Genomic DNA, 26139 nt, shown 5'->3' with positions numbered 1-26139 from the left:
GATCCACTGCCTGCCCCGCCCCCGACGGACCCCGCGCACGCACGCCCGCGCGCTGTCGGCGGACGAGTCGACCCAACTGGAGGACCACTTGCACACCTGGCCCGGAAACCCCTATCCGCTCGGCGCGACCTTCGACGGGAGCGGCACGAACTTCGCGCTCTTCAGCGAGATCGCCGAGCGCGTGCAGCTGTGCCTCATCGAGGAGGACGGCACCGAGACCCGCGTGGACGTGACGGAGGTCGACGCGCACGTCTGGCACTGCTACCTCCCGCACGTGCAGCCGGGCCAGCGCTACGGCTACCGGGTCACCGGGCCGTACGAGCCGGAGAACGGCCACCGGTCGAACCCCGCGAAGCTGCTGCTGGATCCCTACGCCAAGGCCACCTGCGGCGAGTTCGACTGGGACCCGTCGCTGTTCGCGTACGAGTTCGGCGACCCGTCGAGCCGCAACGACGAGGACTCCGGACCGCACATGATGCTCGGCGTCGTGGTCAACCCGTTCTTCGACTGGGACGGCGACCGCCTCCCCCGCACCCCGTACAGCGAGACCGTCGTGTACGAGGCGCACGTGAAGGGGCTCACGCAGCTGAACCCGCGGATCCCCGAGGAGCTGCGCGGCACCTACGCGGGCATCGCGCACCCCGCCGTCATCGACCACCTGCAGAGGCTCGGCGTCACCGCCATCGAGCTGATGCCCGTGCACCAGTTCGTGCAGGACAACACCCTGCTCGAAAAGGGCCTCCGCAACTACTGGGGCTACAACACGATCGGCTTCTTCGCGCCGCACAACGCCTACTCGTCCACGGGCGAGCTCGGCCAGCAGGTGCAGGAGTTCAAGTCCATGGTGCGCGCGCTGCACGCCGCCGGCATCGAGGTCATCCTCGACGTGGTCTACAACCACACGGCGGAGGGCAACCACCTCGGGCCGACGCTCTCGTTCAAGGGCATCGACAACCAGGCCTACTACCGGCTCATGGAGGACGACCCCACCTACTACATGGACTACACGGGCACGGGGAACTCGCTCAACGTGCGCCACCCGCACGCGCTGCAGCTGATCATGGACTCGCTGCGCTACTGGGTCACCGAGATGCACGTGGACGGGTTCCGCTTCGACCTCGCCTCGGCGCTCGCGCGCGAGTTCTACGACGTCGACAAGCTCGCCACCTTCTTCGAGCTCGTGCAGCAGGACCCGGTGGTGTCGCAGGTCAAGCTCATCGCCGAGCCCTGGGACGTGGGCCCCGGCGGCTACCAGGTGGGCAACTTCCCGCCGCAGTGGACCGAGTGGAACGGCAAGTACCGCGACACCGTCCGCGACTTCTGGCGCGGCGAGGCCTCCTCGCTCGGCGAGTTCGCGGCGCGCATCACGGGATCCGCCGACCTCTACGAGCACTCGGGGCGCCGGCCGGTGGCGTCGATCAACTTCATCACCGCGCACGACGGCTTCACGATCGCCGACCTCGTCTCGTACAACGAGAAGCACAACGAGGCCAACGGCGAGGACAACAAGGACGGCGAGAGCCACAACCGCTCCTGGAACATGGGCGTGGAGGGGCCGACCGACGATCCGACCATCGCGACCCTGCGGGGGCGTCAGCAGCGCAACATGCTCGCGACCATGATCCTGTCGCAGGGCGTGCCGATGATCCTGCACGGCGACGAGCTCGGCCGCACGCAGCAGGGCAACAACAACACCTACGCGCAGGACAACGAGATCAGCTGGGTGCACTGGGACCAGGCCGACCAGCCGCTCGTCGAGTTCACCGCGTCCGTCGTGCGGCTCCGCAAGGAGCACCCGACCTTCCGTCGCGGGCGCTTCTTCGACGGCCGGCCCGTGCGCCGCGGCGAGGGCGAGCCGCTGCCCGACATCGTGTGGCTGGACGCGGACGCGACCCCGATGGTGGACGACGACTGGGAGTCCGGGCTCCGCGCCATCGGCATGTTCCTCAACGGCAACGGGATCCGCGGACGCGACCGCCGGGGCGAGGACATCTACGACATGCACTTCCTCCTCTACTTCAACGCGCACGACGAGCCCGTGTCCTTCACGCTCCCGTCGGACGAGTACGCGGACGCGTGGGAGACCGTGATCGACACCGCAGGCGTCGGAGCCGACTCGACGGCCCTCCGCGCGAGTAGCGTCGTGGACGTGGCGGCCAAGGCGCTCGTGGTGCTGCGCGCCTACACCGAGCCCGAGGTGGAGCCCGACCACTCGGTCGCGGCGAGCCTCGCCGTCCTCACCCACGCGCAGGCCGACCGGCCGGCCGCAGACCCAAGGAGCGACATCAGTTGAGAACCCCCATCTCCACCTACCGGTTCCAGGTGCGGGAGTCGTTCGACCTCGCCGCAGTGGCCGAGCAGCTGCCGTACGTGAAGGACCTCGGCGCCGACTGGGTGTACCTCAGCCCGATCCTCGCGGCCGAGCCGGGATCCGACCACGGCTACGACGTGGTCGACCACTCGCAGGTGGACCCGTCCCGCGGCGGCGCCGCCGGGCTCAAGGAGGTCGCCGACCGCGCGCACGAGCTGGGCCTAGGCGTGCTGGTGGACATCGTCCCGAACCACGTGGGCGTCGCGACCCCGGTGGAGAGCCTGTGGTGGTGGGACCTCCTCACGCACGGCACCGCGAGCCGCTACGCCGACGCGTTCGACGTCGACTGGGACTTCGGGCGGGGCAAGGTGCGGATCCCCGTGCTCGGCGACGGCGAGACCGAGCTCGACGAGCTCACGCTGGTGCGCGGCGACGACGGCACCGTCGAGCTCCGCTACTACGACCAGCGCTTCCCCGTCGCGCCCGGCACGGCCGAGGACGACGCGGACGCCCGCACGGTGCACCAGCGCCAGTCCTACGAGCTGATCAACTGGCGTCGCGCCGACGCCGAGCTCAACTACCGCCGCTTCTTCGCGGTCAACACGCTCGCGGGCATCCGCGTCGAGCTGCCCCGGGTCTTCGAGGAGTCGCACGCGGAGATCTCGCGCTGGTTCCGCGAGGGCCTCGCCGACGGCCTCCGGGTCGACCACCCGGACGGTCTCCTCGACCCGAAGGGGTACCTCGACGACCTCGCGCGGATCACGGGCGGCGCGTACGTGCTGGTGGAGAAGATCCTCGAGCCCGGCGAGACGCTGCCCACCGACTGGGCGACCGCCGGCACCACCGGGTACGACGCGCTCGCCGAGATCGACCGCGTGCTCGTCGACCCCGACGGCCAGGTCGAGCTCGACCACCTCGAGGCGTCGCTGCGCGGCCTGCCGCAGGGCGAGCTCACCAGCTGGGCCGACATGATCCGCGGCACGAAGCGCGGCATCGCCGACGGGATCCTCCGCAGCGAGGTGCTCCGGCTCGAGCGCCTCGTCGAGGACGCCCCCGCCGACGCCGCCGACGCGCTCGCCGAGCTCCTCGCGACGTTCCCGGTCTACCGCAGCTACCTGCCCGGCGGGCTCCATCACCTCGAGGAGGCCGCGGAGGCCGCGCGGGCGAGCCGCCCCGACCTCGTCGCCACCATCGACGCGCTCATGCCGCAGCTCTCGGATCCGTCCACGCTCGTCGCCCAGCGCTTCCAGCAGACGAGTGGCATGGTCATGGCCAAGGGCGTCGAGGACACCGCGTTCTACCGGTACTCGCGCCTGGTCTCGCTCAACGAGGTCGGTGCCGATCCGTCGATCTTCGCGATCGACGTGGACGACTTCCACGCGCGCCAGCAGGAGCGCCAGCGCATCGCGCCGCACGCGATGACCACGCTCTCCACGCACGACACCAAGCGCGGCGAGGACGTGCGCGCGCGCATCGACGTGCTCTCCGAGACGCCCGAGGCGTGGCGTGACGCGCTCGGCCAGCTCCGCGAGGTGGCCCCGACCGGCGACGGCCCGTTCGAGAACCTGCTCTGGCAGACGCTCGTCGGCACCTGGCCCGCGTCGCGCGAGCGCCTGCACGCGTACGCCGAGAAGGCGTCGCGCGAGGCAGGCGACTCGACCACGTGGACCGCGCCGGACGAGGCGTTCGAGGAGCGCATGCACGCGCTCATCGACGCGGCCTTCGACGACCCGCGCGCGCGCACGATCGTCGCCGGCCTCTACGACCGGCTCTCCGGACCGGGATGGTCGAACTCGTTGGCGGCCAAGGCCATCCAGCTGACGGCCCCCGGCATGCCCGACGTCTACCAGGGCAGCGAGCTGTGGGAGACGAGCCTGGTGGATCCCGACAACCGCCGCGAGGTCGACTTCGGCATGCGCAGCGCCGCCCTCGACGCCGTGCTCAAGGGCGCCGAGCCCGCGATCGACGAGACAGGGGCCGCCAAGCTCCTCGTCACGGCGCGCGCGCTGCGCCTCCGCCGCGACCACCCGGAGCTGTTCACGGGCTACGAGCCCGTCCGCGCGACGGGCGACGCCGCCGCCCACGTGATCGCGTTCGACCGCGGCGGGGCGATCACCGTCGCGACCCGCCTGCCCGTCGGGCTCGAGACCGGCGGCGGCTGGGGATCCACGTCCCTCACGCTGCCCGAGGGCGAGTTCGTCGACCACGTGAGCGGCCGTCGCGTCGACGGCGGGCGCGTGTCCGTCGCCGCGCTCCTCGCCGACTACCCGGTCGCGATCCTCGCGCCCGCATCCACCGCAGCCGACCTCACCCCCGGGAGCCGAGCATGACCGACGACCGCTTCGACATCTGGGCCCCGAAGGCCCGCACCCTCGCGCTCTCCGTGGGCGACGAGCGCCTGCCGCTCTCGCCCGTCGGCGACGGCTGGTGGACCCTCGACGCCGACCGCGCCGAGGCCCTGCCCTCCGGCGACCTCGACTACGGCTACCTCGTCGACGACGCGGACACCCCGCTGCCGGATCCGCGCTCGCGCCGCCAGCCCGAGGGCGTCCACGGCCGCTCGCGGACGTACGACCCGTCGTCGTTCGCGTGGACCGACCAGGCGTGGACGGGCCGCCAGCTCGCCGGCGCCGTGATCTACGAGATGCACGTCGGCACCTTCACGCCCGACGGTACCCTCGACTCCGCCATCGACCGGCTCGACCACCTCGTGGCGCTCGGCGTCGACCTCGTGGAGGTGCTGCCGGTCAACGGCTTCAACGGCACGCACAACTGGGGCTACGACGGGGTCCTCTGGTACGCGGTGCAGGAGACGTACGGCGGACCCGAGGCCTACCAGCGCTTCGTCGACGCGTGCCACGCTCGCGGACTCGGCGTCGTGCAGGACGTCGTGTACAACCACCTCGGCCCGTCCGGCAACTACCTGCACGTCTACGGCCCGTACCTCCACGAGGCGTCGGCGAACACGTGGGGATCCAGCCTCAACCTCGACGGCGAGGACTCCGGTCCGGTCCGCGAGTACATCATCGACAACGCGCTCATGTGGCTCGGCGACTACCACGTCGACGCGCTGCGCCTGGATGCGGTGCACGCGCTCGTGGACGACACGGCGACGCACCTCCTCGAGGAGCTCGCGGTGCAGGTGGACGTGCTGTCGGCCCACGTCGGACGCCCGCTCACGCTCATCGCGGAGTCCGACCTCAACGACCCGAAGCTCATCACCTCGCGCGAGGCGCACGGCTACGGGCTCGACGCGCAGTGGAGCGACGACTTCCACCACGCGGTGCACGTCGCGCTCACCGGCGAGACGACCGGCTACTACGAGGACTTCGCGTCGCTCGGGGCGCTCGCCAAGGTCATCACGCGCGGCTACTTCCACGACGGCACGTGGTCGTCGTTCCGTGGCCGCGTGCACGGGCGACCGCTCGACACCGAGCGGATCCCCGCGCATCGCCTCGTCGTCGCGAACCAGAACCACGACCAGATCGGCAACCGGGCGACGGGCGACCGCCTCACGGCCACGCTCGACGAGGGCGGGCTCGCGCTGGCCGCGGTGCTCACGCTCACCTCGCCCTTCACGCCCATGCTCTTCATGGGCGAGGAGTGGGGCGCGACGACGCCGTGGCAGTTCTTCACGTCGCACCCCGAGCACGACCTCGGCGAGGCGACCGCGAAGGGCCGCATCGCGGAGTTCGCCAAGATGGGCTGGGACGAGTCGGTCGTGCCGAACCCGCAGGACCTCTCCACGTTCCAGGACTCCAAGCTCGACTGGTCGGAGCTCTACGGCGCCGAGGCCGCCGGCTCGCAGCACGCGCGCCTGTTCGCGCTCTACTCCGAGCTGATCCGCCTCCGCCGCGCCCACCCCGACCTCACCGATCCCCGGTTCGCCGAGGTCGAGGTCGAGGTGCACGAGGAGGCGCGTCTGCTCGTGATGGACCGTGGCGAGCTGTCCATCGTGGTCAACCTGTCCGACGAGGAGCGGCGGGTGCCCGTCGTGGGCGAGCGTCCCGCGCTGCTGCTCGCGACCGCGTCGGGCGTCGCCCTGGCCGACGACGAGGTGGTCCTGCCCGCTCGGTCGGCCGCGATCCTCGGCCCGGTGGCGGACTCCGCGGAGGCCCTGCTGGCCTGACCCAGCGGCGGCCGGCGAGGGGTCGCAGGCGTCGCGCGAGCGAGCGTCCGACCCCGCCCCTGGCACGTCACATGCCCGTGATACGGTGCGCACGCCGCCGCCCGGCGACCCGCTACACCGTCGCACGGCGCGCATCGGCTTCCCTCCCCACGACGCGAAGGACTCCCCTGTGCGCATCTCCGTCATCGGCTGCGGCTACCTCGGCACCGTCCATGCGGCATGCATGAGCCGCCTCGGGCATGACGTCGTCGCCATCGACGTGGACGCTGCGAAGATCGCGTCCCTGCAGACCGGCGTCGCCCCGTTCTTCGAGCCGGGCCTGCCGCAGCTCCTCACCGAGCAGCTCGCCACCGGCCGTCTCCGCTTCACCACCGACACGGCAGAGGCCGCGGGATCCCGCGTGCACTTCATCGCCGTCGGCACGCCCCAGAAGCGCGGCGAGAACGCCGCCGACATGACCTACGTCGACGCCGCTGTCGACGCGCTGATCCCCCACCTCGCGCCCGGCGACGTGGTCGCGGGCAAGTCCACCGTGCCCGTCGGCACCGCGCGGCGGCTGGCAGAGCGCATCGAGCCACGAGTCCCCGGCGCGATCCTCATGTGGAACCCGGAGTTCCTGCGCGAGGGCTTCGCGGTCGAGGACACGCTCACGCCCGACCGCTTCGTCTACGGCCTGCCATCGGGCGACGCCGGCGAGGCCGCGCGCACCGCGCTCGACGAGGTCTACGCCGCAGCGCTCTCGACCGGCACGGCGCGGGTCACGACCGACTACGAGACCGCTGAGCTCGTGAAGGTCTCCGCCAACGCGTTCCTCGCCACCAAGATCTCCTTCATCAACGCGATGGCGGAGGTGTGCGAGGCCACCGGCGCCGACGTCACGCAGCTGGCGGACGCCATCGGGTACGACGACCGCATCGGCCGTCGATTCCTCAACGCCGGCATCGGCTTCGGCGGCGGCTGCCTCCCCAAGGACATCCGCGCCTTCATGGCGCGCGCGGGCGAGCTCGGCGCCGACCAGGCGCTCACGTTCCTCCGCGAGGTCGACTCCATCAACATGCGCCGTCGGGTGCGCGCGGTCGACGTGGCGCGCGAGGTGTGCGGCGGATCCCTGCTCGGCCGCAACATCGCCGTGCTGGGCCTCGCCTTCAAGCCCGAGTCGGACGACGTGCGCGACTCCCCCGCGCTCAGCATCTCCGCGCAGCTGCAGCTGCAGGGCGCGCGCGTGCTCGCGACGGATCCGTACGCCAACGAGAACTCGCGCCGCCGGTTCCCGGAGCTCACCTATGTGGACACCTGGCAGGAGGCGGCGCGCGACGCGGACGCCGTCATGGTGCTCACTGAGTGGAAGCAGTACCGGGCCATCGACCCCGCGGAGCTCAAGGCCATCGTGACGACGCCCGTCATCGTCGACGGCCGCAACTGCCTGGATCCCGTCGCGTGGCGCGCCGCCGGGTGGCGCTACCGCGGCATGGGCCGGCCCTAGCCGTCCGGCGCCGCCCCGCGAACGGGTCCGGGGCCGCGCCTTGGCTGGTCAGCGCGGGGTGGTGGCCGCGATGCCGAAGAGCGTGCCGCCCGCGATGACGATCGAGAGCACGAACGCGACGGGGATGAGCAGGAGCAGGCCGTTGAGGATGAGGCCCGTGATGGCGAAGCCGCGGCCGGCCGGCTCGTTCCTGATCCCGATGATGCCGAACACGAGCCCGACGAGCGGGCAGAGGAACGTCCAGAAGAAGAAGACCGAGACGAGGCCGAGGATCATCGACGTGAGGCTGAGGCCCTTGGGCGGCGCGGCCGCGTATACCGGCTGGCCCCAGGCGACCGCCGCCGGGGAGGGCGGCACCGGCGCGGGCGCGAGCCCGTACGGGGCGGCGGCGGGATGCGTCGCGTGCGGCGGGGTCGGGGCTGGCGGGGTCGGAGCCGGCGGGGTCGTGGCCGGTGCGTCGGCGGCCGGAGGGTTCGGCGACGTGGGCGACGGCGGGATGGGAGCCGCTCCCTCGGCCTCGCTGCTGTGGTCGTCGGATGCGGGCGCGGCGGGATCGGTCATGGTGGTCCTCGTCAGTCGGGCGGGTGTCGGGGGAGGGTACCGCGCGCGGCGGCCTCCGTGCGCGGATCCGACACGGTCGCCCGCTTCGCCCCGGGCTTCCGCAGGAGCGACGCCGGGCCGATGGCGCCCCGGCCGAACCGCGCGGCCGCCTGGTCGACCGTGCGCTCGGCCTCGCGCCAGCCCTCGTCCGCGTCCCAGAGGGCGACGGCGCGGTTGTCCGCGTCGTCGAGCTGCTCCGCGCGCACGCCGACGAGCCGGATCCGGTCGCCGGGTCGGGCGACCTGCTCGTACACGTCGCGGATCTCGTCGTAGATGCGGCGCGCGACGTCGGTGGGCTCCGACAGCGTGCGGGATCGCGTGATGGTGCGGAAGTCGGAGTAGCGGAGCTTGAGCGACACGGTGCGCGCCGTGAGGCCCGCGCGCCGCAGCCGCTCGGCCACGCGCGTCGCCTGGCCGAGGAGCTCGCGGCGGACGATCTCGGGATCCGTCACGTCGTCGTGGAACGTGTTCTCGTGCCCCATGCTCTTCTCCTCGCGGTGCGTGCTGACGCGCCGGGGGTCGCGCCCCCAGGAGAGGTCGTGCAGCCGGGCGCCCGCGGACTCGCCGAGCATGGACTGCAGCGTGGGCAGCGGGGTGTCCGCGATGTCGGCCACCGTGCGGAGGCCGCGCCGGAGGAGCGACTCCTCGGTCGTCTTCCCCACGCCCCAGAGCGCGCCGACCGGCAGGGAGTGCAGGAACGGGAGGGTCTCGGCGGCGGGGATGACGAGCAGGCCGTCGGGCTTGCAGCGCGTGCTCGCCAGCTTGGCGACGAACTTGGTCGAGGCCGCGCCGACCGAGCAGGTGAGGCCGGTCTCGGCGTGGACGCGGCGTCGGATCATCGCGCCGATCTCGGCGGGCGGGCCGAACAGCCCCCGCGCGCCCGCCACGTCGAGGAACGCCTCGTCGATGCTGAGCGGCTCCACGAGCGGCGTGACGTCGCGGAAGATGCCCATGACGACCCGGGACCAGTGCGCGTACTTCTCCATGTGCCCGCCGATGACGGTGGCCTGCGGGCAGAGGCGGAGCGCCTGCGCCATGGGCATGGCCGAGCGGACGCCGAAGCGGCGCGCCTCGTAGGTGGCGCTCGTGACCACGCCGCGGCCCGACGACCCGCCGACGATGACCGGGGTGCCGCGCAGCTCCGGCCGCTCGAGCAGCTCGACGGCGGCGAAGAAGGCGTCCATGTCGATGTGCAGGATGGTGGCCTCGGAGTCGTCCGCGCTCGCGTCGGACGTGCGCCTCGTCGATCCGTCCTGCCTGCTCATGTCGTTCCCACGCTAGCCCGGGCCGCCGACATCGGCCGAGCGCCCCGAGCGACGACGCGTTCCGGCCAGCGGGCCTGCGGGATCAGGCCGCGGGCTGCGCGCGGTGCCCGACATCGTCGCCGTGCCCGTGGCGGGGCTCCGCGGACGACGCCGTCCTCCCCTCAAGCCGCGCGATGCGCTTGAGCGCCGCCTCATGGCTCGTGGACTGCTCGCCCATCACGCGCCCGGCGACGCCGAGCATCACCCGGGTCGACGCGAGCGCCGGGAGAGGGAAGGGGCCGAACGAGGCCTTGTCGAGCCCGAGGAGCTCGCGGTACCGCGGCTCGAGCGAGGCGACGGCGCCCGCGAACAGCACGCGGTAGGCCGGCAGCATGGAGGCACGAAGCGGGGGCTCACGGAGGAACGAGATCGTCTCGCGGGTGCGCTCGTCGGCGCGGAGGAGGCCCTGGTCGTGGAACGCGTCGATCTGCGCGCGCAGCTCGGAGTGCGAGCGCGGCGGCGCCTCGACGCCCATGAGCTCGCCCGCCTTCGCCCACTCGGCCACGTACCGGTCGGGCCCGCCCGGGATCGGCGGCCCCCACTGCAGGTGGGTGCTGAGGAACGCGTCGGTGAAGACCATGTGCACCCAGGCGAGCAGGTCGGGGTCGTTCGCGCTGTAGGGGCGCTCGACGCCGCGGCCGTCGACGTAGGTGCCCTGCACCTTGCGGTGGTAGCCGCGGACGCGCCGGCTGACGTCGACGGCGGTGTCCCGGTCGCCGAACGAGGTGGTGATGACCCAGCGCACGGTGCCGGCGAGCCGGCCCAGGGGATCCTCGCGGTAGCGCGACCAGTCGTGGACGCCGGCCATGGCGCCCGGGTGCAGCGTCTGCATGAGGAGGGCGCGGATCCCCGCGACGAGCGTCGGCATCCCGCCGTGCACCGCCCAGACCGCGGAGCCGGGCCCGAACCAGCCGGCGTCGTCGCCGTCCTCCAGGTCCTGGATCCACTGGGGTCGCCCCTCGGAGTCCGCGGAGAACGTCTCCAGGATGTGGGACTTCCAGCGCTCCGAGAATCTGCTCACGTGATCGAACCTATCCCCCTGCCCGCGCCGTGAGGAGGCCGCGGCGCGCCCGATGCAGGCCGGATACCCTCGGGTGCCCGAGCAACACCCCCGTACTGGGGACGCGTGCCGGACGCGGGCGTCACGCGTCGAGCAGCGCCACGAGCGCGGCGACGGTGCGGGCGTTCCTCGCGGTGACGGACGCCCCGAGCCCGCGCCAGAACGCCGGGGGCACGCGCGACGCCGAGACGCCGTCGGGGTGCCAGGAGTACACGGCGTCGTGGCCGACCTCGACCAGGTCGGGCGCGATGTCGGCGGCGGGCGGCGGCGCGGGCAGCGGGTCCAGCGGCCGGTCGAGGAACGAGACGAGGAGGCGGGACGCGTCGTCGGCGACCGGGCCGAACGGGATGCCGGCCGCGATGCGCCGGAAGTCGGCGGCGGACACGAGGTGGACGTCCGCGGTCACGCCCGTCGCGAGCCGCACGGCGTCCTCGATCGCCACCGCGGCGCCCCGGCCGACCGCCCGCTCGTGGTCGACGACCGCGTTCCCGCTCCGCAGGTGGGTGCGGACGCGCAGGTAGCCGAGGGCATCGAGCGCCGCGGTCAGCTGCGCCATGGACACCTGCTTGGCACGCCCGACGTTGATCCCGCGCAGCAGCACGACCGATCGCTCCATGTCGCACCCGCTCCCCGCGGCTCCGTCGCCGTCCGCCCCAGTGTGGCCCGGCGGGACGCCGCCGTCACTCCCCCGAGGGGCCGAACTGCTCCATGCGGATCGCGTCGCGGCCGACCCCGGCGTCGAGCAGCAGGCGCGTCGCCCCGCCCGCGAAGGCGGTGGATCCGCACACGAAGGCCACCTGCGCGCCGTCGACGAGCCCCGCGACCTCGTCGGAGCGGAGACGGCCGAACCCGCGCGCGCCACGCCGCTCCCGGGTCGTGACGATGAGGGCGCCCGCATCCTCGAGCTCCGCGCGGCACGGGACGTCGGCCGCGGTGCGCGCCGAGACGCCCACGCGGACGAGGTTCGGGACGCCGAGGTGCCGCGCGTGGCGGACCATGGCCACGAGCGGGACCGCGCCGGTGCCGCCGCCGAGCGCGACGGCCGGGGTCGCGCCGTCCCAGACGAAGAAGCCGCCGATGGGCAGTCGCATCTCGATCTCGTCGCCGACCCGGGCGACGTCGGCGAAGAAGCCGCTCACCTCGCCGTCCTCGTAGCGCTCCATCAGCAGCTCGACGCCCTCCTCGTGCGGGGCGGAGAGGATCGAGTACGAGCGCTGCGCGGTGTACCCGTCCTCCGCGCGCAGCCGCACGACGCAGTGCTGGCCGGGCAGGTGCGGGATCCGGTCGGGCACGTCGAACCGCAGCAGGACGGTCGTGTGCGTCGGGTGCTCGAGCGCGGTGATGGTCGCCGTCCGCCACTCGCCGCGGACCGAGGCCGGGACGGCGGGCACGCGGGCGGGTCCGGCTGCGGACCCGGACGCCGGTGCCGCGGCGTTCAGCGGTCGCCCTGGTAGCGCTGCTCGCGCCACGGGTCGCCGCGATCGTGGTACCCGTTGCGCTCCCAGAAGCCCTGCTGGTCGCGGTCGAGGAGCGTGAGGCGGGCGATCCACTTGGCGCTCTTCCAGAAGTAGAGGTGCGGCACGAGGAGCCGCGCGGGTCCGCCGTGGTCGGGCGTGAGCGGGCGGCCGTCGGCCTCCCACGCGATCCACGCCCGCCCGCCGCGGAGGTCCTCCAGCGGGAGGTTGGTGGTGTAGCCGGAGTGCGAGGTCGCCAGCACGAAGCGCGCCTCCGGGAGCGGGCCCGCGGCGTCGAGCAGGGTGTCGACGCTGACGCCCGCGAAGCGCGTGTCGAGCCGGGTCCACGTGGTCACGCAGTGGATGTCGCCCGCGTACTCGGACCGCGGCAGCGCGTGCGCCTCGTCCCAGTCCCAGGTGGTGGGGCGCTCGACGAGGCCGTCGACGGCGATCGACCAGCGCGACTCCGGCAGGTTCGGGACGGCCTCGGCGGTGAGGACGGGCCAGCCGCCCTGGGTGTCGTACTGGCCGGGCGGGAGGCGGTCGGCCGGGCCCTTCCGCGGGCGGCCGACGAAGCCGCGGGTGATGCCGGTCATGGGCGCCTCCTCGAGGGGCGATGGGTGCGTGTCCGTCCATCATGCCGCGCCGGTCGGGCCGCGTAGCGTGGAGCGGGTGACCGCATCGCTCGTGATCCTCAGCGACACCCACCTCCCGAAGCGCGCCGCGGACCTGCCGCAGGCGCTCTGGCGGGCGATCGACTCCGCCGACGTGGTCATCCACGCGGGCGACTGGGTCGACGAGCCCGCCCTCGACGCGCTCGAGGCGCGCTCCGCGCGGCTGCTCGCGTGCTGGGGGAACAACGACCCGGCGGGGCTGCGCGCTCGGCTGCCGGAGACGGCGCGCGCGGTGATCGAGGGGATCCGCTTCGCCGTCACGCACGAGACGGGCGCCTCCACGGGCCGTGAGCGGCGCATGGACGCGGCCCACCCCGAGACCGACGTGCTCGTCTTCGGCCACAGCCACATCCCGTGGGACACCGTGACGCCCGCGGGCCTCCGGCTCCTCAATCCCGGCTCCCCCACCGACCGGCGTCGCCAGCCCGACTTCACGTGGATGACCGCGACGGCGGATGCCGGGCGGCTCGACGTGGAGCTGCACCGGTCGGCGACGCGCGACTAGGCGATCAGCCCGCTAGGCGCCGCGCCCGCGCTCCCGCCCGCGCTCCCGCAGAAGTCGAGGATCGCGCCCTCGAGCACGTCGGCCAGCCGCCGGATCGAGTCGACCTCGGCCCACTCCTCGTCCGCGTGCGCGCCGCCGCCGGTGACGCCCAGGAGGATGCACGGGATCCCGGCCTCGTGCACGAGGCCGGCGTCGGTCCAGAACGGCTCGCCGCGGTGCGGGACGGGCGATCCGGTGACGCGCGCACCGCTGTCGAGCACGGCGCGCGCGAGCGGCCCGTCGACGTCGGCCTCGAACGCCGCGCGGGCGACGAGCACCTCGAGCTCGACGTCGATCCCGGGTGTCCGGGCGGCGACCGAGTCGAGCGCCGTGCGCAGCTCGGCCTCGACGTCGGCCGTCGACTGGCCGGGGAGGAAGCGGCGCTCGATCGTGAGCACGCAGGAGTCGGCGACCGTCGCCGCGTCCGAGCCGCCGTGGATCCGGGACACGCGCACCGCGCCCGTCCCGAGCAGCGGGTGGCGGGGCCCCGCGGAGAGGCGCTCGGCCAGCGCGTCGAGCTCGCGGAGCACGAGCCCCGCGTGCGCGATCGCGTCGACGCCCTGCTCCGGCATCGATCCGTGCGCTGCGCGCCCGCGCAGGCGGATCTCGTACCAGCCGAAGCCGCGGTGGGCGACGATCGCCTCGGACTGGCTGGGCTCGGAGATCACGGCGCCGTCGATGCGCGTGCCGTCGGCGGCGAGAGCACGGAGCGCCTCCTCGGTGCCGACGCTGGCGAACTCCTCGTCGGCGACGAGCGCGAGCACGACGTCGCCGCGCGTCCCGATCCGCCGGGCGCGGTCGGCGGCGACCATCATCGCGGCGAGGCCCGCCTTCATGTCGAACGCGCCGCGGCCGAGGAGGCGGGCGTCCTCGATCCGCGGGAGCAGCCCGCCGCGCTCGGGGTCGCCGGGCGGCACGGTGTCGAGGTGCCCGTCGAGGAGGATCGTGCGGCCGCCGCCCGTGCCGTGCGCGGTGGCGAGGACGGTCGGCCGACCCGGCGTCCCCTCGAGGACGCGGACGTCGAAGCCGCGGGCGCGGAGCCACGCGGCGACGTGCGCGGCGACGGCGGTCTCGCCCGCGGCGCCCGGCACGAGGTCGGGGTTGGTCGAGTCGATGCGGATCAGCTCGGCGGCGAGGTCGACGGGATCCACGATCCCCGCGACGCCTGCGTCGTGCCCGGTCGCCGTGCCGGTCACGCGCGCGGCGGGAGGTCGTCGGCGGGCAGCGCGGGGACCGTCTCATCCGCGTCGTCGACCAGGCGCAGCGCGCTCTGCGGCACCACGACCCGTCGACCGGCCGCGCCGTCATCGTCCGAACCGAGCTCCACGACCCAGGCGCGGCCGCGTGCGGTCGGCACGGGGCTGACGCTGCGGAGGCCGTCGGAGGCGGAGGCGACCACGAGGCCGACGGGCTCGCCGTCGAGCGCGGGGTCGCCCGTGGCGGCGGCGCCGTCGAGGATCACGACCACGGCGCCGACCCCGATCGCGTGCGTCGCGTCGCTCCCCCGCTCGCCCTCGGATCCGTCCCGGCCGCGTCTCATCCACATGCCCCGATCCTCCCATCGGCGGCCCCCGACGGCCTGTCGGCGCGCGGCCGGGCACCACCCCACGGGCGACGCCCGGCCGACCTCGCTAGCGTGGGGATCCCACCCGCAAGAGGAGTCCGCGTGCCCCGTCCCACCGACATCATCATCAGCCCGCTCGACGGGAAGCGCGCCGTCGTCACCGGCGGCAACAGCGGCCTCGGCCTCGAGACCGCGCGCCGGCTCGCCGCCGCCGGCGCCTCCGTCGTCCTCACCTCCCGCGATCCCGAGCGCGGCGAGGACGCGGCCGGATCCATCCGCGACCGCCACCCCGGCGTCCACGTGGAGGTCGGGTCCCTCGACCTCGCGGACCTCGCGTCCGTGCGCGCCTTCGCCGACCGCGAGATCGAGCGCGGACCGATCGACATCCTCGTCGACAACGCCGGCGTCATGGCCCCGCCTGACCGTCGCGAGACCGCGGACGGGTTCGAGATCCAGCTCGGCACGAACCACCTCGGGCACTTCGCGCTGACCGGCCTGCTCCTGCCCGCGCTGCAGGCCGCTGACGCTCCGCGCGTGGTCGTCGTCTCGAGCCTCGCGCACTGGATGGGCCGCATCGCGTTCGGCGACCTCCAGTCCGAGCGCCGGTACAGCGCCTGGGCGGCGTACGGCCAGGCCAAGCTCGCGAACCTGCTGTTCATGCGGCGCCTGCAGGCGCTCTCCGAGGAGCGCGGCTGGGGCCTCACGGCCGTCGCCGCCCACCCCGGCGTCACGTCCACGAACCTCGCCAAGAACGGCCCGGGATCCGGGCCCCAAGGCGCGATGAGCGACCTGGCCGCCAAGTTCGGGCCGGCCGCCATGGGCCAGGACGTGCGCGTGGGCGCCCTCCCGCAGATCCAGGCCGCCACGGGCCTCGGCGTCCACCCCGGCGACTACTACGGCCCCGCGGGCCCCGGCGGGATGAACGGCATGCCGCACCTGGCCGCGTCGAGCCCGTGGTCGAAGGACCCCGAGCTCGCCCGTCGCCTGTGGGACGCGTCGGAGCAGCTGACCGGGGTCGTCTACCCCGCGTAGCCCCGACCGATGCACGGCCGATGCGCCCGGGTTCCGCCCGGGCGCATTCCCTATGGTGGGGACATGAGCATCGACGCCGACCGCCCCTGGGTACGCAGCTACGCGGACGGGGTGTCGGCGGACATCCCGCCGGTCATCGGATCCCTGGTCGACATGGTCGAGCGCTCCATCCAGCGGCACGCGAAGGCCGTCGCCCTCGAGTTCTTCGGGCGCGAGACCACCTACCGCGAGATGGGCGACCAGATCTCCCGCGCCGCCGAGGGCCTGCGCCGCCTCGGCGTCCGGAAGGGCGACCGCGTCGCGCTCGTGCTGCCGAACTGCCCGCAGCACATCGTCGCCTTCTACGCGGTGCTCCGGCTCGGCGCGATAGTCGTCGAGCACAACCCGCTCTACACGCCGCGCGAGCTCCGCCACCAGTTCGAGGACCACGGGGCGCGCGTCGCCATCGCCTGGAACACGGTCGTCGGCACCATCCAGGACATGCCGCGGGACGTGCCCGTCGACACGATCATCTCGGTCGACCTGCCCGCCGCGATGCCGCTCGCGACGCGACTCAAGCTGCGTCTCCCCGTCCCCGCCGCGCGTCGCGCCCGCGCCGCGATCACCGCGCCCGTGAAGGACACGGTCACGTGGGAGTCGCTGGTCGACCACCGCCGCATCGCCGCATCACGTCCGAAGCCCGAGCTCGACGACGTCGCGATCCTCCAGTACACGAGCGGCACGACGGCGAGCCCCAAGGGCGCGATCCTCACGCACAGGAACCTGCACGCCAACGCCATGCAGGGCCGCGCCTGGGTGCCCGGCCTCGCGGACGGCGGCGAGACCGTCTACGGCGTGCTGCCGATGTTCCACGCCTACGGCCTCACGCTCTGCCTCACCTTCGCCATGGCGATCGGCGCCCGGCTCGTGCTCTTCCCGAAGTTCGACGTGGACCTCGTGCTCGCCGCCGCCCGGAAGCACCCGCCGACGTTCCTGCCCGCCGTGCCGCCCATCTACGAGCGCCTGGCCCGCGCCGCGAAGGAGAAGGAGGTGGACCTCAGGGGCGTCCGGTTCGCGATCTCCGGCGCCATGAACCTGCCGGTCTCCACGGTCGAGCTGTGGGAGGGCCTCACCGGCGGCTACCTCGTGGAGGGCTACGGCCTCACGGAGACGTCGCCCGTCGCGCTCGGCAACCCCATCGGCCCGTCGCGCCGACCCGGCACGGTGGGCGTCCCGTTCCCGAGCACCGAGGTGCGCGTCGTGGACCCCGAGGACCCGGCCGTCGACCGCGCACCCGGCGAGGAGGGCGAGCTGCTCATCCGCGGGCCCCAGGTGTTCCAGGGCTACTGGCGCCGCCCCGACGAGACGCGTGCTGCGCTCCTCGACGACGGCTGGTTCCGCACGGGCGACATCGTGCGCGTCGACGCCGACGGCTTCACGACCATCGTCGACCGGATGAAGGAGCTCATCATCACGGGCGGCTTCAACGTCTCCCCCAGCGAGGTCGAGGACGTCGTGCGCGGCGCGCCGGGCGTGCAGGGCGTCGCCGTCGTCGGGCTGCCCTCGGCTGACGGCGGCGAGGACGTCACGGCCGCGGTCGTGCTGGATCCGGCTGCCACGCTCGACGAGGCCGCCATCCGCGCCTACTGCCGCGCCCACCTCACCGCCTACAAGGTCCCCCGTCGCGTGATCCAGGTGGACGCGCTGCCCACGTCGCTCATCGGCAAGGTGCTCCGCCGCCAGGTGCGCGAGGAGCTGCAGCGCGAAGGCTGACCGCCGCCTGGCAGGACGGGGCCCTGGCCGGGTCGGCGGGCGGCGACCGTCCTACGGTGGAAGAGCACGTTTCGTGCACCAACCATCGAAGGAGCCACATGACTCGAGGCATCGCCGTCGTCACCGGAGGATCGGCCGGACTGGGCCGCGCGACCGTGAGGGAGCTCGCGGACCGGGGCTGGGACGTCGCCGTCCTCGCGCGCGGCGAGGACGGCCTCGCGGGCGCCGTCGCCGACATCGAGGCGCGCGGCCGCCGAGGCCTCGGCATCTCCACGGACGTCGCAGACCGCCTGGCCGTCGAGGCCGCCGCCGACCGCGTCGAGGACGAGCTCGGCCCCATCGACCTGTGGGTCAACGACGCCATGGTCGGCGTCTTCGGCGAGTTCCTCACCACGGATCCGGCCGACTTCGAGCGCGCCACGGCCGTCAACTACTTCGGCTTCGTCAACGGCACGCGCGCCGCGCTCAGCCGCATGGTGCCGCGCGACCGGGGGCACGTGATCCAGGTGGGCTCCGCCCTCGCCCACCGCGGGATCCCGCTGCAGGCCGCGTACTGCGCCGCCAAGCACGCCGTGCAGGGCTTCACCGAGTCGGTGACGACCGAGCTGATCCACAACGGGAGCGCCGTCAGGATCTCCACGGTCGACATGCCGGCGCTCAACACGATCCAGTTCAACTGGGTCAAGTCGCAGCTGCCGCACCACCCGCAGCCCGTGCCGCCGATCTTCGAGCCCGAGGTGGGCGCGCAGGCGATCGCCGCCGTCGCGGAGAAGCCGAAGCGCCGCAACTGGGTCGGCGAGCCGACCGTGATGACCGTGCTCGGGAACCGCTTCGTCGCGAACTGGCTCGACGGCTACCTCGCCAAGACCGGCTACAGCGGCCAGCAGGCGGAGGACAAGACGCAGCCCATGCTGACGACCAACCTCTACACGCCGACCGCGGGCGACCATGGCGCACGCGGCATCTTCAGCGACCGCGCGCGCATGATGAGCCCGCAGGTGTGGATCATCCGCAACCGCGCGAAGACCGTCGCGATCGGCGCGGGTGCCCTCCTCTCCGGCGTCATCGCCGGCACCGCCGCGCTGCGTCGCCGATAGCCTCGACGCATGGGTGACATCGACGCGATCGTGGTCGGATCCGGACCGAACGGGCTGGCCGCGGCCGTGACGATGGCGCGCGCGGGCCTCCGGGTCGAGGTGCACGAGCGGGCCGACACGATCGGCGGCGGCAGCCGGACCGCCGAGCTCACGCTCCCCGGCTTCCACCACGACATCTGCTCGGCTGTGCACCCGATGGCGCTCGCGTCGGGGTTCTTCCGGGCGTTCCAGCTCGACCGGCGCATCGACCTCGTCGTGCCGGAGATCTCCTACGGGCACCCGCTCGACGGCGGCGTCTCGGGCATCGCCTACCGCGACATCGACCGCACGGCCGACGCGCTCGGCGTCGACGGCCGGGCGTGGCGGCAGCTGATGGGGCCGCTCGCCGCATCCGCCGACCGGGTCGCGCAGTTCACCAACGGTCCGCTCCTGCAGGTGCCGCGCCACCCGCCGACCGCGATCCGCCTCGGCCTCCGCGCCCTCGAGCAGGGCTCGCCCGCATGGAACGCGCGGTTCCGCGGCGACGTCGCGCCCGCGATGTTCACCGGGGTCGCGGCCCACGCGATCCAGACCATGCCGAGCGTCTCGACGGCCGCCGCCGCGCTCTCCCTCGGCGCCTACGCCCACGCGCGCGGCTGGCCGGTGCCGATCGGCGGCAGCCAGTCCATCGTCGACGCGATGGTCGAGGACCTGCGCGCGCACGGCGGGGAGGTCGTGACGGGCTCCGAGGTCCGCCGGCTCCGCGAGCTGCCCGCCGCCCGCGTGGTGCTGTTCGACACCAGCGCCCGGGCCCTCTCGCGCATCGCGAGCGACCGCCTGCCCGCGCGCTACCTCCGCGCCCTCCGCCGCTTCCGCTACGGCAACGCGGCCTCCAAGGTCGACTTCGCGCTCTCCGGGCCGGTGCCGTGGACGGATCCCGAGCTGCGGAAGGCGGGCACGCTGCACGTCGGCGGCACGCGGGCCGAGATCCAGCGCGCCGAGAGGGATGTCGCCGCCGGCCGCCACAGCGACGACCCGTACGTGCTCGTCGCCCAGCCCTCGATCGACGATCCTGGCCGCGCACCCGCCGGGAAGCACGTGCTGTGGGCCTACACGCACGTGCCCGCGGGATCCACGGTCGACCAGACCGAGGCGATCACGCGGCAGATCGAGCGCTTCGCGCCGGGCTTCCGCGACCTGATCCTCGCCTCCTCCAGCATCGACGCCGTCGGCATGGAGGAGCACGACCCCAACTACATCGGCGGCGACATCGCCGCGGGCGCCGCGAGCGTGTGGCAGCTGCTGGCGCGTCCGGTGCTGTCGCCGGATCCGTGGCGCACCCCGGCCGCGGGCGTCTACCTGGCCTCGAGCTCGGCGACGCCCGGGCCCGGCGTGCACGGCATGGCCGGGTACCAGGCCGCCCGGAGCGCGCTGCGGCACGAGTTCGGGATCGACCGGGGCCCCGACCTCTCCCTGTAGCAGGGCGGCACACGGGCGTCGAGGCCCACCGACCGATTACGCGAGCCTGGACGCGCCCACCAGACTGGACCCATGTCCGTCACCCGCCGCCGCATGCAGTGCTCGCCCGCCGACGTCGCCGAGGTGGTGGCCGACGGCTGGCTGTTCCCCGCGTGGGTCGTCGGGGCCTCCCGCATGCGGGCGGTCGACGACGCCTGGCCGGCGGTCGGCGCGCAGCTGCACCACTCGTTCGGCTCCTGGCCCGTGCTCATCGACGACGCCACGACGGTGCTCGAGTGGGATGCGCCGCGCCGCATGGTCATGCAGCCGAAGGGCTGGCCGCTCGGCGAGGCGCGCGTGACGCTGGAGGTGCGGACGCTGCCCGACGGCTGCGAGGTGCGGATGACCGAGGAGGCCGTCCGCGGGCCGGGTCGCCTCGTGCCGGCGCCCGTGATGGACCTGCTGCTGCACGCGCGCAACGTGGAGACGCTGCGCCGGCTCGCGTACCTCGCCGAGGGGCGGCACGCCGGCCGAGGCTGAACGCCACGACGACCGCGGGTGCCGCGCCGCCCGCATCCCCGCACGGTCGCATCCCCGCACGGTCGCCTCCGCGTCACCGGCGACGACGCGCCCGCGGCCTAGGGTGGGAGGGGTGACCACCCCCACCGACCGGCCCTGGCTGGCCAGCTACGCGCCCGACGTCCCGCACGAGATCGATCTGCCGCAGGGATCGCTCGTCGACATCGTCGACCAGTCCGTGCTGCGCTTCCCCGGCGGCACCGCGCTCGACTTCCTCGGGGCGGAGACGAGCTACCGCGACCTCGGCGAGCAGATCGCGCGCGCCGCCCAGGGGCTCGCCGACGCGGGCGTGCGCGCGGGCGACCCCGTCGCGATCGTGCTGCCGAACTGCCCGCAGCACGTCGTCGCGTTCTACGCGGTGCTGCGACTGGGCGCTGTTGTCGTCGAGCACAACCCGCTCTACACGCCGCGCGAGCTGCAGCACCAGTTCGAGGACCACGGCGCGCGCACCGTCATCGCGTGGGACAAGTCGGTCGCGACCATCCAGGCGCTGCCCGACGGTGCGCGGCCGGAGCGGATCGTCTCGGTCGACGTCACGCGGGCCATGCCGACGCGCACCCGGCTGCTCCTCCGCCTCCCCGTCCCGAAGGCCCGCGCGGCCCGCGCCGCGATCGCTGCGAAGGTCACCGGCACGATCACCTGGGAGCGGATCTCCGCCGCCGCGCCCCTGCCCGTCGACCACCCGCGCCCGGCGGCGTCCGACCTCGCGGTGATCCAGTACACGAGCGGCACGACGGGCGCGCCGAAGGGCGCCGAGCTCACGCACCTCAACCTCAGCGCGAACGCCGCCCAGTCCCGCGCGTGGGTCCCCACGGTGTCGCGCGGCACGAGCGTCGTGTACGCCGTGCTGCCCATGTTCCACGCGTACGGGCTGACCCTCTGCCTCACCTTCGCGATGAGCATGGGGTCCCGCCTTGTGCTCTTTCCCCGCTTCGAGCCCGATCTCGTGCTCCAGGCGATCCGGCGCCATCCGCCGACGTTCCTGCCCGCGGTGCCGCCCATCTACAAGCGGCTGCGCGAGGCCGCCGAGGCGGAGGGCGTGTCGCTCGCCGGCATCTCGATCTCCATCTCCGGCGCGATGGCGCTGCCCGAGTCGGTCGTCGTGCCGTGGGAGGAGCAGACCGGCGGCTGGCTCGTCGAGGGCTACGGCCTCTCGGAGTGCTCGCCCGTGCTGATGGCCAACCCGGTCGGCGACACGCGTCGCGCCGGGACGGTCGGGCTGCCGCTGCCGAACACGGAGGTGCGCGTCGTGGATCCCGAGGACCCGACGGTCGACCGGCCCGCGGGCGAGGCTGGCGAGCTCCTCGTGCGCGGACCTCAGGTGTTCCGCGGCTACCACGGCCGGCCCGACGAGACCGCCGCCGTGCTGCTCGAGGGCGGCTGGTTCCGCACGGGCGACGTGGTGACCATCGACGAGGACGGCTTCGTCCGCATCGCCGACCGGATCAAGGAGCTCATCATCACCGGCGGGTTCAACGTCTCGCCGAGCGAGGTCGAGGACGCCGTCCGCGAGCTCGACGGCGTGCGGGACGCGGCCGTGGTCGGGATCCCGCGCGACGGCGGCGACGAGGAGGTCGTCGCGGCCGTGGTGCTGGAGGAGGGCGCGACGCTCGACGAGCAGGCCGCGCGGACGTCGCTGCGCGCCGAGCTCGCGGCCTACAAGGTGCCGAGGCGGTTCGTGGTGCTCGACGAGCTGCCGACGTCGCTCCTCGGCAAGGTGCTGCGCCGGAAGGTGCGCGAGGGGATCGTCGAGGCGGGCTAGGCGCCCGGCCTCCCGCCCCCGCCCGGGCTGCGGCGACGCGGCTGTGCGGGGCCGTGGCGACCCGCTAGAAGAAGTCGCCGCCCCCGAAGTCCCCGCCGCCCATGTCGGTGCCGCCGCCGAAGTCGCCCGCACCGAAGTCGCCGCTGCCGAAGTCGCCGGCGCCCGCATCCGTCGCCCCCGCGTCGGCACCGCCGTCGGCACCGTCCGCGCCAGCCTGGTCCTGGCCGACCGCGTCCGGGATGAGCGCCTGCGCGATGGCCGAGCCGACCACGACGCCGGCGATGGTGCCGAGCATGGATCCGGCGATCATGCCGCCCATGCCCATCCCGGCGCCGCCCCCCGCGAGCCCACCGCGCGGCCCGAGGGTCCGCTCGAGCGTGCCGGGCGCGCGCATCTCCGAGCGCGTGGCGGAGCGGGCGAGCGACTCGGGGCGGTCGTCCACGGGCGCGTCGCCCTCGGCGGCGTCCGAGCTCAGCTGCCGGAAGAGGATCTCGCGCTGCTCCGGGGTGAGCTTCCGGAACGCCTCGAGGTGCACCTCCTCGATCCTCTCCGGCGGTGCGGTGCGGAGCAGGTAGCGGTAGCGCTCCACGGCGACCTCGTCGGCACTGCGCTCGCGCGGGGTGTCGCTCGAGGATCGAACGCGTCGTCCGTCGGGCTGCTCGTCGCGGCCCAGGAGCCTGTCCAGGAATCCCATGGTCGTGCCTCTCGCCGGGGCCGGATCGGCGGGAGTCGCCGACCGCATCAGCCTCCGGTCACCGTACGGGGCGGGCCCGTGAGCCCCGTGGGAGGCGGGTGCGGATCGCCGGCGCGGGGCACTGCGTCAGCGGTCCTCCGCGCCCCTGCCCTGCTGGACGCGGCGGCGCACGGCGCGTCCGACCAGCGCGAGCAGCAGGATCCCGAGCACGGCGTACACCGCGTAGTCGAGGTAGTGCGCGTACGCGTCGATCAGCTCGTACTGGCTGCCGAGGGCGGCGCCCAGCCCGATGAGGGCGCCGTTCCAGAGGCCGCTGCCGGCGATCGTGTAGAAGCTGAACTGGCCGACGGGCATGCCGGCGGCACCGGCCGGCAGGGAGATCAGGCTGCGGACGCCGGGCACGAGACGGCCGAAGAACACCGCCGAGCGGCCGTGCCGGTGGAACCAGGCGGCGGCCACCTCGAAGTCGTGGCGCTCCACGAGAGGGAGCTTCGCGAGCACGCGGATCGTCCGATCCTCCCCCGCCCTCCAGCCGAGCCAGTAGAGGAGGAGGGCGCCGAGGTACGCCCCGAGCGTGCTGGCGACGATCACGAGCACCAGGTTCATGCGTCCCGTCGCCGCGACGAAGCCCGCGAGCGGCAGCACCACCTCGCTCGGGATCGGCGGGAACACCGTCTCGACGAACGTCATCGCGCCGACGCCCGCCTCGCCGAGCGCCTCGATCACGCGGGCCGCGGCGCCCACGAGCCCGTCGAGGCCCTGGAGCGGATCCTCGGCCGCCGCAGCGGGACGGACCCCGGCGATCGTCAGCGGCAGGAGGGTCGGCGGCAGGAGAGCGGTCACCCCGACACGTTACCGGGCGGCTCGCGTCGGGTCTCGGCGGCGACGCCTCCGGGATGTCCCGCCACGAACCGCCCGTGCGACCGCCCCTCGGGACGACCCCTCGGGACGACCCCGCCGTGTTCGCCCTCCCCCGCCGAGGGTCGCGTAGCGTGGTCGGGTGCCGCCCTCGATCCCCGTCCTCCGGTCCATCCGCACCTCCGTCTCCCTCCTCGCCGTCGTCGGCCTCGCCGTCGGCCTGGGCGCCTGCACCACCCAGCAGGACGAGCCCGCGATCCTCCGACCGGTGACCGCCGCGCCCGACGCGCCCCTCACGGTCGTGGGCCAGGCCGACGACTCGGACGCGTCCGTCGCCATGAGCGGGAGCCTCTTCCGCCAGGCGCCCGTGACGGTGCTGGCACCCGCCGGGGACGTCGCGGCGCAGGAGCTCGGTGCGGAGGCCGCGGTCGCGCTCGGCGCGCCGCTCCTCGTCCAGGGCCAGGGCGCGGAGTCCGAGATCGCGCGCCTGGGATCATCGGGCGTGCTCGCCGTCGGCGACCTCGGGGACGACGCCACCTCCGCGCTGCCCGGCTCGACCACCGTCGTGCGGGCCGACCGCGCCGCGGACGTCGCGCGCCTCACGGGAGCCGACGTCGCGGACGCCACGGACCGGGATCCGTCCACGGCCGTCTCGCGCGTGGCCGGGCTCGTCGCGCCCGACGGCGACGCATCCTCGGCGCTCCCGCCCACCGGATCCGGCGACGACGCCCTCCCCGCCACCGCACCCGCGGCCCCCCTCACCGGCGCGCACGCGCTCTCCACCGACGCCGCGACCTCCCTCGCCGCGGTCGCGACGGCGCGCGCGGCCGGCGTCGGCGTGACCGTCCTGCCCGCGGCCTCCCCGGATCCCCGCGCCTCCGCCGACGCGATCGCCGCGCTGCACGACGCGGGCGCGACGAGCACCATCGCGGTCGGGGCCGCGTACGCGGACGACGCCTCGCTCGAGGGCCGGATCCGCACGGCCGCCACGGGCGACCAGCTGCCGGGCGGCGGCCAGCTCGTGCTGCCGGGCAAGCGCTACGTCGCGCTCTACGGCGCCGCGGGCACGGGCGCGCTCGGCGTGCTGGGCGAGCAGGGGCCCGCGGACGCCGTCGCGCGCGCGAAGGCGCAGGCCGCCGAGTACCAGCCGTACTCGGACGAGCCCGTGATCCCCATGTTCGAGCTGATCGCGACCGTCGCCGCGGGCAGTGCCGGCCCGGACGGCGACTACTCCTCCGAGGTGCCCGTCGAGACGCTGCAGCCGTGGATCGACGCGGCCCGGGACGCGGGGGTCTACGTCGTCATCGACCTCCAGCCCGGCCGCACCGACTTCCTCACGCAGGCGAAGCGCTACGAGTCCGTGCTCGCGCAGCCGGGCGTGGGCCTCGCGCTCGACCCCGAGTGGCGGCTCGGCGCGGACCAGGTGCCGCTGAAGCAGATCGGGAGCGTGACCGCCGCGGAGGTGGACGCCACGACCGACTGGCTCGCGGGCGTCGTGCGCGAGAAGGGCCTCCCGCAGAAGATGCTGGTGCTGCACCAGTTCCGGCTCAGCATGATCCACGAACGCGCATCCCTCGACATGGACCACCCGGAGCTCGCGATGCTCGTCCACGCGGACGGCCAGGGCGGCCAGCCCGACAAGCAGGCGACATGGCGCGCCCTGCACGCCGACGCGCCCGCGGGGATGGCGTGGGGCTGGAAGAACTTCATCGACGAGGACAAGCCGATGCTCACGCCCGAGCAGACGATGCGCGAGGTCTCGCCCGTGCCTGACCTCGTCACCTACCAGTAGCGGCTCGGCCCGA

The 26139-nt window shown here is 74.0% G+C and carries 22 protein-coding genes; 12 read left to right on the top strand and 10 right to left on the bottom strand.

What is annotated here, in order from left to right:
* The first annotated feature begins 88 nt into the window (after nucleotides 1-88).
* The 4 genes from glgX (at nucleotide 89) to FGD68_RS09520 (ending at nucleotide 7923) form a co-directional block, all read left to right on the top strand.
* Nucleotides 89-2293: a glycogen debranching protein GlgX gene (glgX, locus tag FGD68_RS09535; RefSeq protein WP_119372847.1), complete on the top strand. Its 2205-nt coding sequence runs from the start codon at nucleotides 89-91 to the stop codon at nucleotides 2291-2293.
* On the top strand, nucleotides 2290-4641 hold the full coding sequence (treY, locus tag FGD68_RS09530) for a malto-oligosyltrehalose synthase (RefSeq protein ID WP_119372848.1): 2352 nt from the start codon (nucleotides 2290-2292) through the stop codon (nucleotides 4639-4641). The genes glgX and treY overlap by 4 nt, the downstream gene beginning before the upstream one ends.
* The gene (gene treZ, locus FGD68_RS09525) at nucleotides 4638-6440 is read left to right on the top strand and encodes a malto-oligosyltrehalose trehalohydrolase (protein ID WP_119372849.1); all 1803 of its coding nucleotides are present in this window, start codon (nucleotides 4638-4640) and stop codon (nucleotides 6438-6440) included. Before treY ends, treZ begins: the two co-directional genes overlap by 4 nt.
* A gap of 169 nt (nucleotides 6441-6609) precedes the next feature.
* Nucleotides 6610-7923 (top strand): UDP-glucose dehydrogenase family protein, encoded by a 1314-nt coding sequence (locus FGD68_RS09520; RefSeq protein ID WP_119372850.1) that lies wholly within the window; start codon nucleotides 6610-6612, stop codon nucleotides 7921-7923.
* Nucleotides 7924-7971: 48 nt separating this feature from the next.
* On the opposite strand, the gene FGD68_RS09515 is transcribed toward FGD68_RS09520, so the two are convergent.
* The 6 genes from FGD68_RS09515 to FGD68_RS09490 form a co-directional block, all read right to left on the bottom strand.
* Nucleotides 7972-8484, bottom strand: coding sequence for a DUF4190 domain-containing protein (locus FGD68_RS09515; RefSeq protein ID WP_119372851.1), 513 nt, complete (start codon nucleotides 8482-8484; stop codon nucleotides 7972-7974).
* 11 nt (nucleotides 8485-8495) lie between these two features.
* Nucleotides 8496-9788 carry a DNA polymerase IV gene (locus FGD68_RS09510; RefSeq protein ID WP_237609395.1) on the bottom strand — a complete coding sequence of 431 codons (1293 nt, stop codon included), beginning with the start codon at nucleotides 9786-9788 and terminating at the stop codon, nucleotides 8496-8498.
* An 82-nt stretch (nucleotides 9789-9870) separates the two neighbouring features.
* The gene (locus FGD68_RS09505) at nucleotides 9871-10848 is read right to left on the bottom strand and encodes an oxygenase MpaB family protein (RefSeq protein WP_119372506.1); all 978 of its coding nucleotides are present in this window, start codon (nucleotides 10846-10848) and stop codon (nucleotides 9871-9873) included.
* A gap of 121 nt (nucleotides 10849-10969) precedes the next feature.
* Nucleotides 10970-11503 (bottom strand): DUF1697 domain-containing protein, encoded by a 534-nt coding sequence (locus tag FGD68_RS09500; RefSeq protein WP_119372507.1) that lies wholly within the window; start codon nucleotides 11501-11503, stop codon nucleotides 10970-10972.
* 64 nt (nucleotides 11504-11567) lie between these two features.
* Nucleotides 11568-12278 carry an FAD-binding oxidoreductase gene (locus FGD68_RS09495; RefSeq protein ID WP_237609394.1) on the bottom strand — a complete coding sequence of 237 codons (711 nt, stop codon included), beginning with the start codon at nucleotides 12276-12278 and terminating at the stop codon, nucleotides 11568-11570.
* A 44-nt stretch (nucleotides 12279-12322) separates the two neighbouring features.
* On the bottom strand, nucleotides 12323-12937 hold the full coding sequence (locus FGD68_RS09490) for a sulfite oxidase-like oxidoreductase (protein WP_012038109.1): 615 nt from the start codon (nucleotides 12935-12937) through the stop codon (nucleotides 12323-12325).
* 76 nt (nucleotides 12938-13013) lie between these two features.
* Between FGD68_RS09490 and FGD68_RS09485 the strand changes: the two genes are divergently transcribed.
* Nucleotides 13014-13520: a metallophosphoesterase family protein gene (locus FGD68_RS09485; RefSeq protein ID WP_119372508.1), complete on the top strand. Its 507-nt coding sequence runs from the start codon at nucleotides 13014-13016 to the stop codon at nucleotides 13518-13520.
* On the opposite strand, the gene FGD68_RS09480 is transcribed toward FGD68_RS09485, so the two are convergent.
* Together FGD68_RS09480 and FGD68_RS09475 are read right to left on the bottom strand one after the other, a co-directional pair.
* Nucleotides 13517-14755, bottom strand: coding sequence for a M20/M25/M40 family metallo-hydrolase (locus tag FGD68_RS09480; RefSeq protein ID WP_119372509.1), 1239 nt, complete (start codon nucleotides 14753-14755; stop codon nucleotides 13517-13519). The genes FGD68_RS09485 and FGD68_RS09480 overlap by 4 nt on opposite strands.
* Complete coding sequence (locus tag FGD68_RS09475; protein WP_104236431.1) at nucleotides 14752-15105, bottom strand: hypothetical protein; 354 nt, start codon at nucleotides 15103-15105, stop codon at nucleotides 14752-14754. The genes FGD68_RS09480 and FGD68_RS09475 overlap by 4 nt, the downstream gene beginning before the upstream one ends.
* Nucleotides 15106-15225: 120 nt before the next feature.
* Between FGD68_RS09475 and FGD68_RS09470 the strand changes: the two genes are divergently transcribed.
* The 6 genes from FGD68_RS09470 (at nucleotide 15226) to FGD68_RS09445 (ending at nucleotide 22782) form a co-directional block, all read left to right on the top strand.
* Nucleotides 15226-16155, top strand: coding sequence for an oxidoreductase (locus FGD68_RS09470; RefSeq protein ID WP_119372510.1), 930 nt, complete (start codon nucleotides 15226-15228; stop codon nucleotides 16153-16155).
* 63 nt (nucleotides 16156-16218) lie between these two features.
* Nucleotides 16219-17907 carry a long-chain-fatty-acid--CoA ligase gene (locus FGD68_RS09465; RefSeq protein ID WP_119372511.1) on the top strand — a complete coding sequence of 563 codons (1689 nt, stop codon included), beginning with the start codon at nucleotides 16219-16221 and terminating at the stop codon, nucleotides 17905-17907.
* A gap of 98 nt (nucleotides 17908-18005) precedes the next feature.
* Nucleotides 18006-19004, top strand: coding sequence for an SDR family oxidoreductase (locus tag FGD68_RS09460; RefSeq protein ID WP_119372512.1), 999 nt, complete (start codon nucleotides 18006-18008; stop codon nucleotides 19002-19004).
* A gap of 9 nt (nucleotides 19005-19013) precedes the next feature.
* Nucleotides 19014-20462, top strand: coding sequence for a phytoene desaturase family protein (locus FGD68_RS09455; protein ID WP_119372513.1), 1449 nt, complete (start codon nucleotides 19014-19016; stop codon nucleotides 20460-20462).
* Between the two features lie 72 nt (nucleotides 20463-20534).
* Complete coding sequence (locus FGD68_RS09450) at nucleotides 20535-20981, top strand: SRPBCC family protein (protein WP_104236426.1); 447 nt, start codon at nucleotides 20535-20537, stop codon at nucleotides 20979-20981.
* Nucleotides 20982-21093: 112 nt separating this feature from the next.
* Nucleotides 21094-22782, top strand: a complete 1689-nt coding sequence (locus tag FGD68_RS09445; RefSeq protein ID WP_119372514.1) for a long-chain-fatty-acid--CoA ligase — start codon at nucleotides 21094-21096, stop codon at nucleotides 22780-22782.
* Nucleotides 22783-22846: 64 nt separating this feature from the next.
* Here FGD68_RS09445 and FGD68_RS09440 read toward each other — a convergent pair whose 3' ends face one another.
* Together FGD68_RS09440 and FGD68_RS09435 are read right to left on the bottom strand one after the other, a co-directional pair.
* Nucleotides 22847-23476, bottom strand: a complete 630-nt coding sequence (locus FGD68_RS09440) for a hypothetical protein (RefSeq protein ID WP_119372515.1) — start codon at nucleotides 23474-23476, stop codon at nucleotides 22847-22849.
* A gap of 126 nt (nucleotides 23477-23602) precedes the next feature.
* On the bottom strand, nucleotides 23603-24319 hold the full coding sequence (locus tag FGD68_RS09435; protein ID WP_119372516.1) for a DedA family protein: 717 nt from the start codon (nucleotides 24317-24319) through the stop codon (nucleotides 23603-23605).
* 157 nt (nucleotides 24320-24476) lie between these two features.
* Here FGD68_RS09435 and FGD68_RS09430 point away from each other — a divergent pair, with 157 nt between their 5' ends.
* Nucleotides 24477-26126, top strand: coding sequence for a hypothetical protein (locus FGD68_RS09430; RefSeq protein WP_237609393.1), 1650 nt, complete (start codon nucleotides 24477-24479; stop codon nucleotides 26124-26126).
* Nucleotides 26127-26139 lie beyond the last annotated feature (13 nt).

This window comes from Clavibacter californiensis (assembly GCF_021952865.1).
GTDB classification, from domain to species: Bacteria; Actinomycetota; Actinomycetes; order Actinomycetales; family Microbacteriaceae; genus Clavibacter; species Clavibacter californiensis.
The sequence above is the reverse complement of the archived record's forward strand: the minus strand, read 5'-3'. Positions and strand labels throughout refer to the sequence as shown.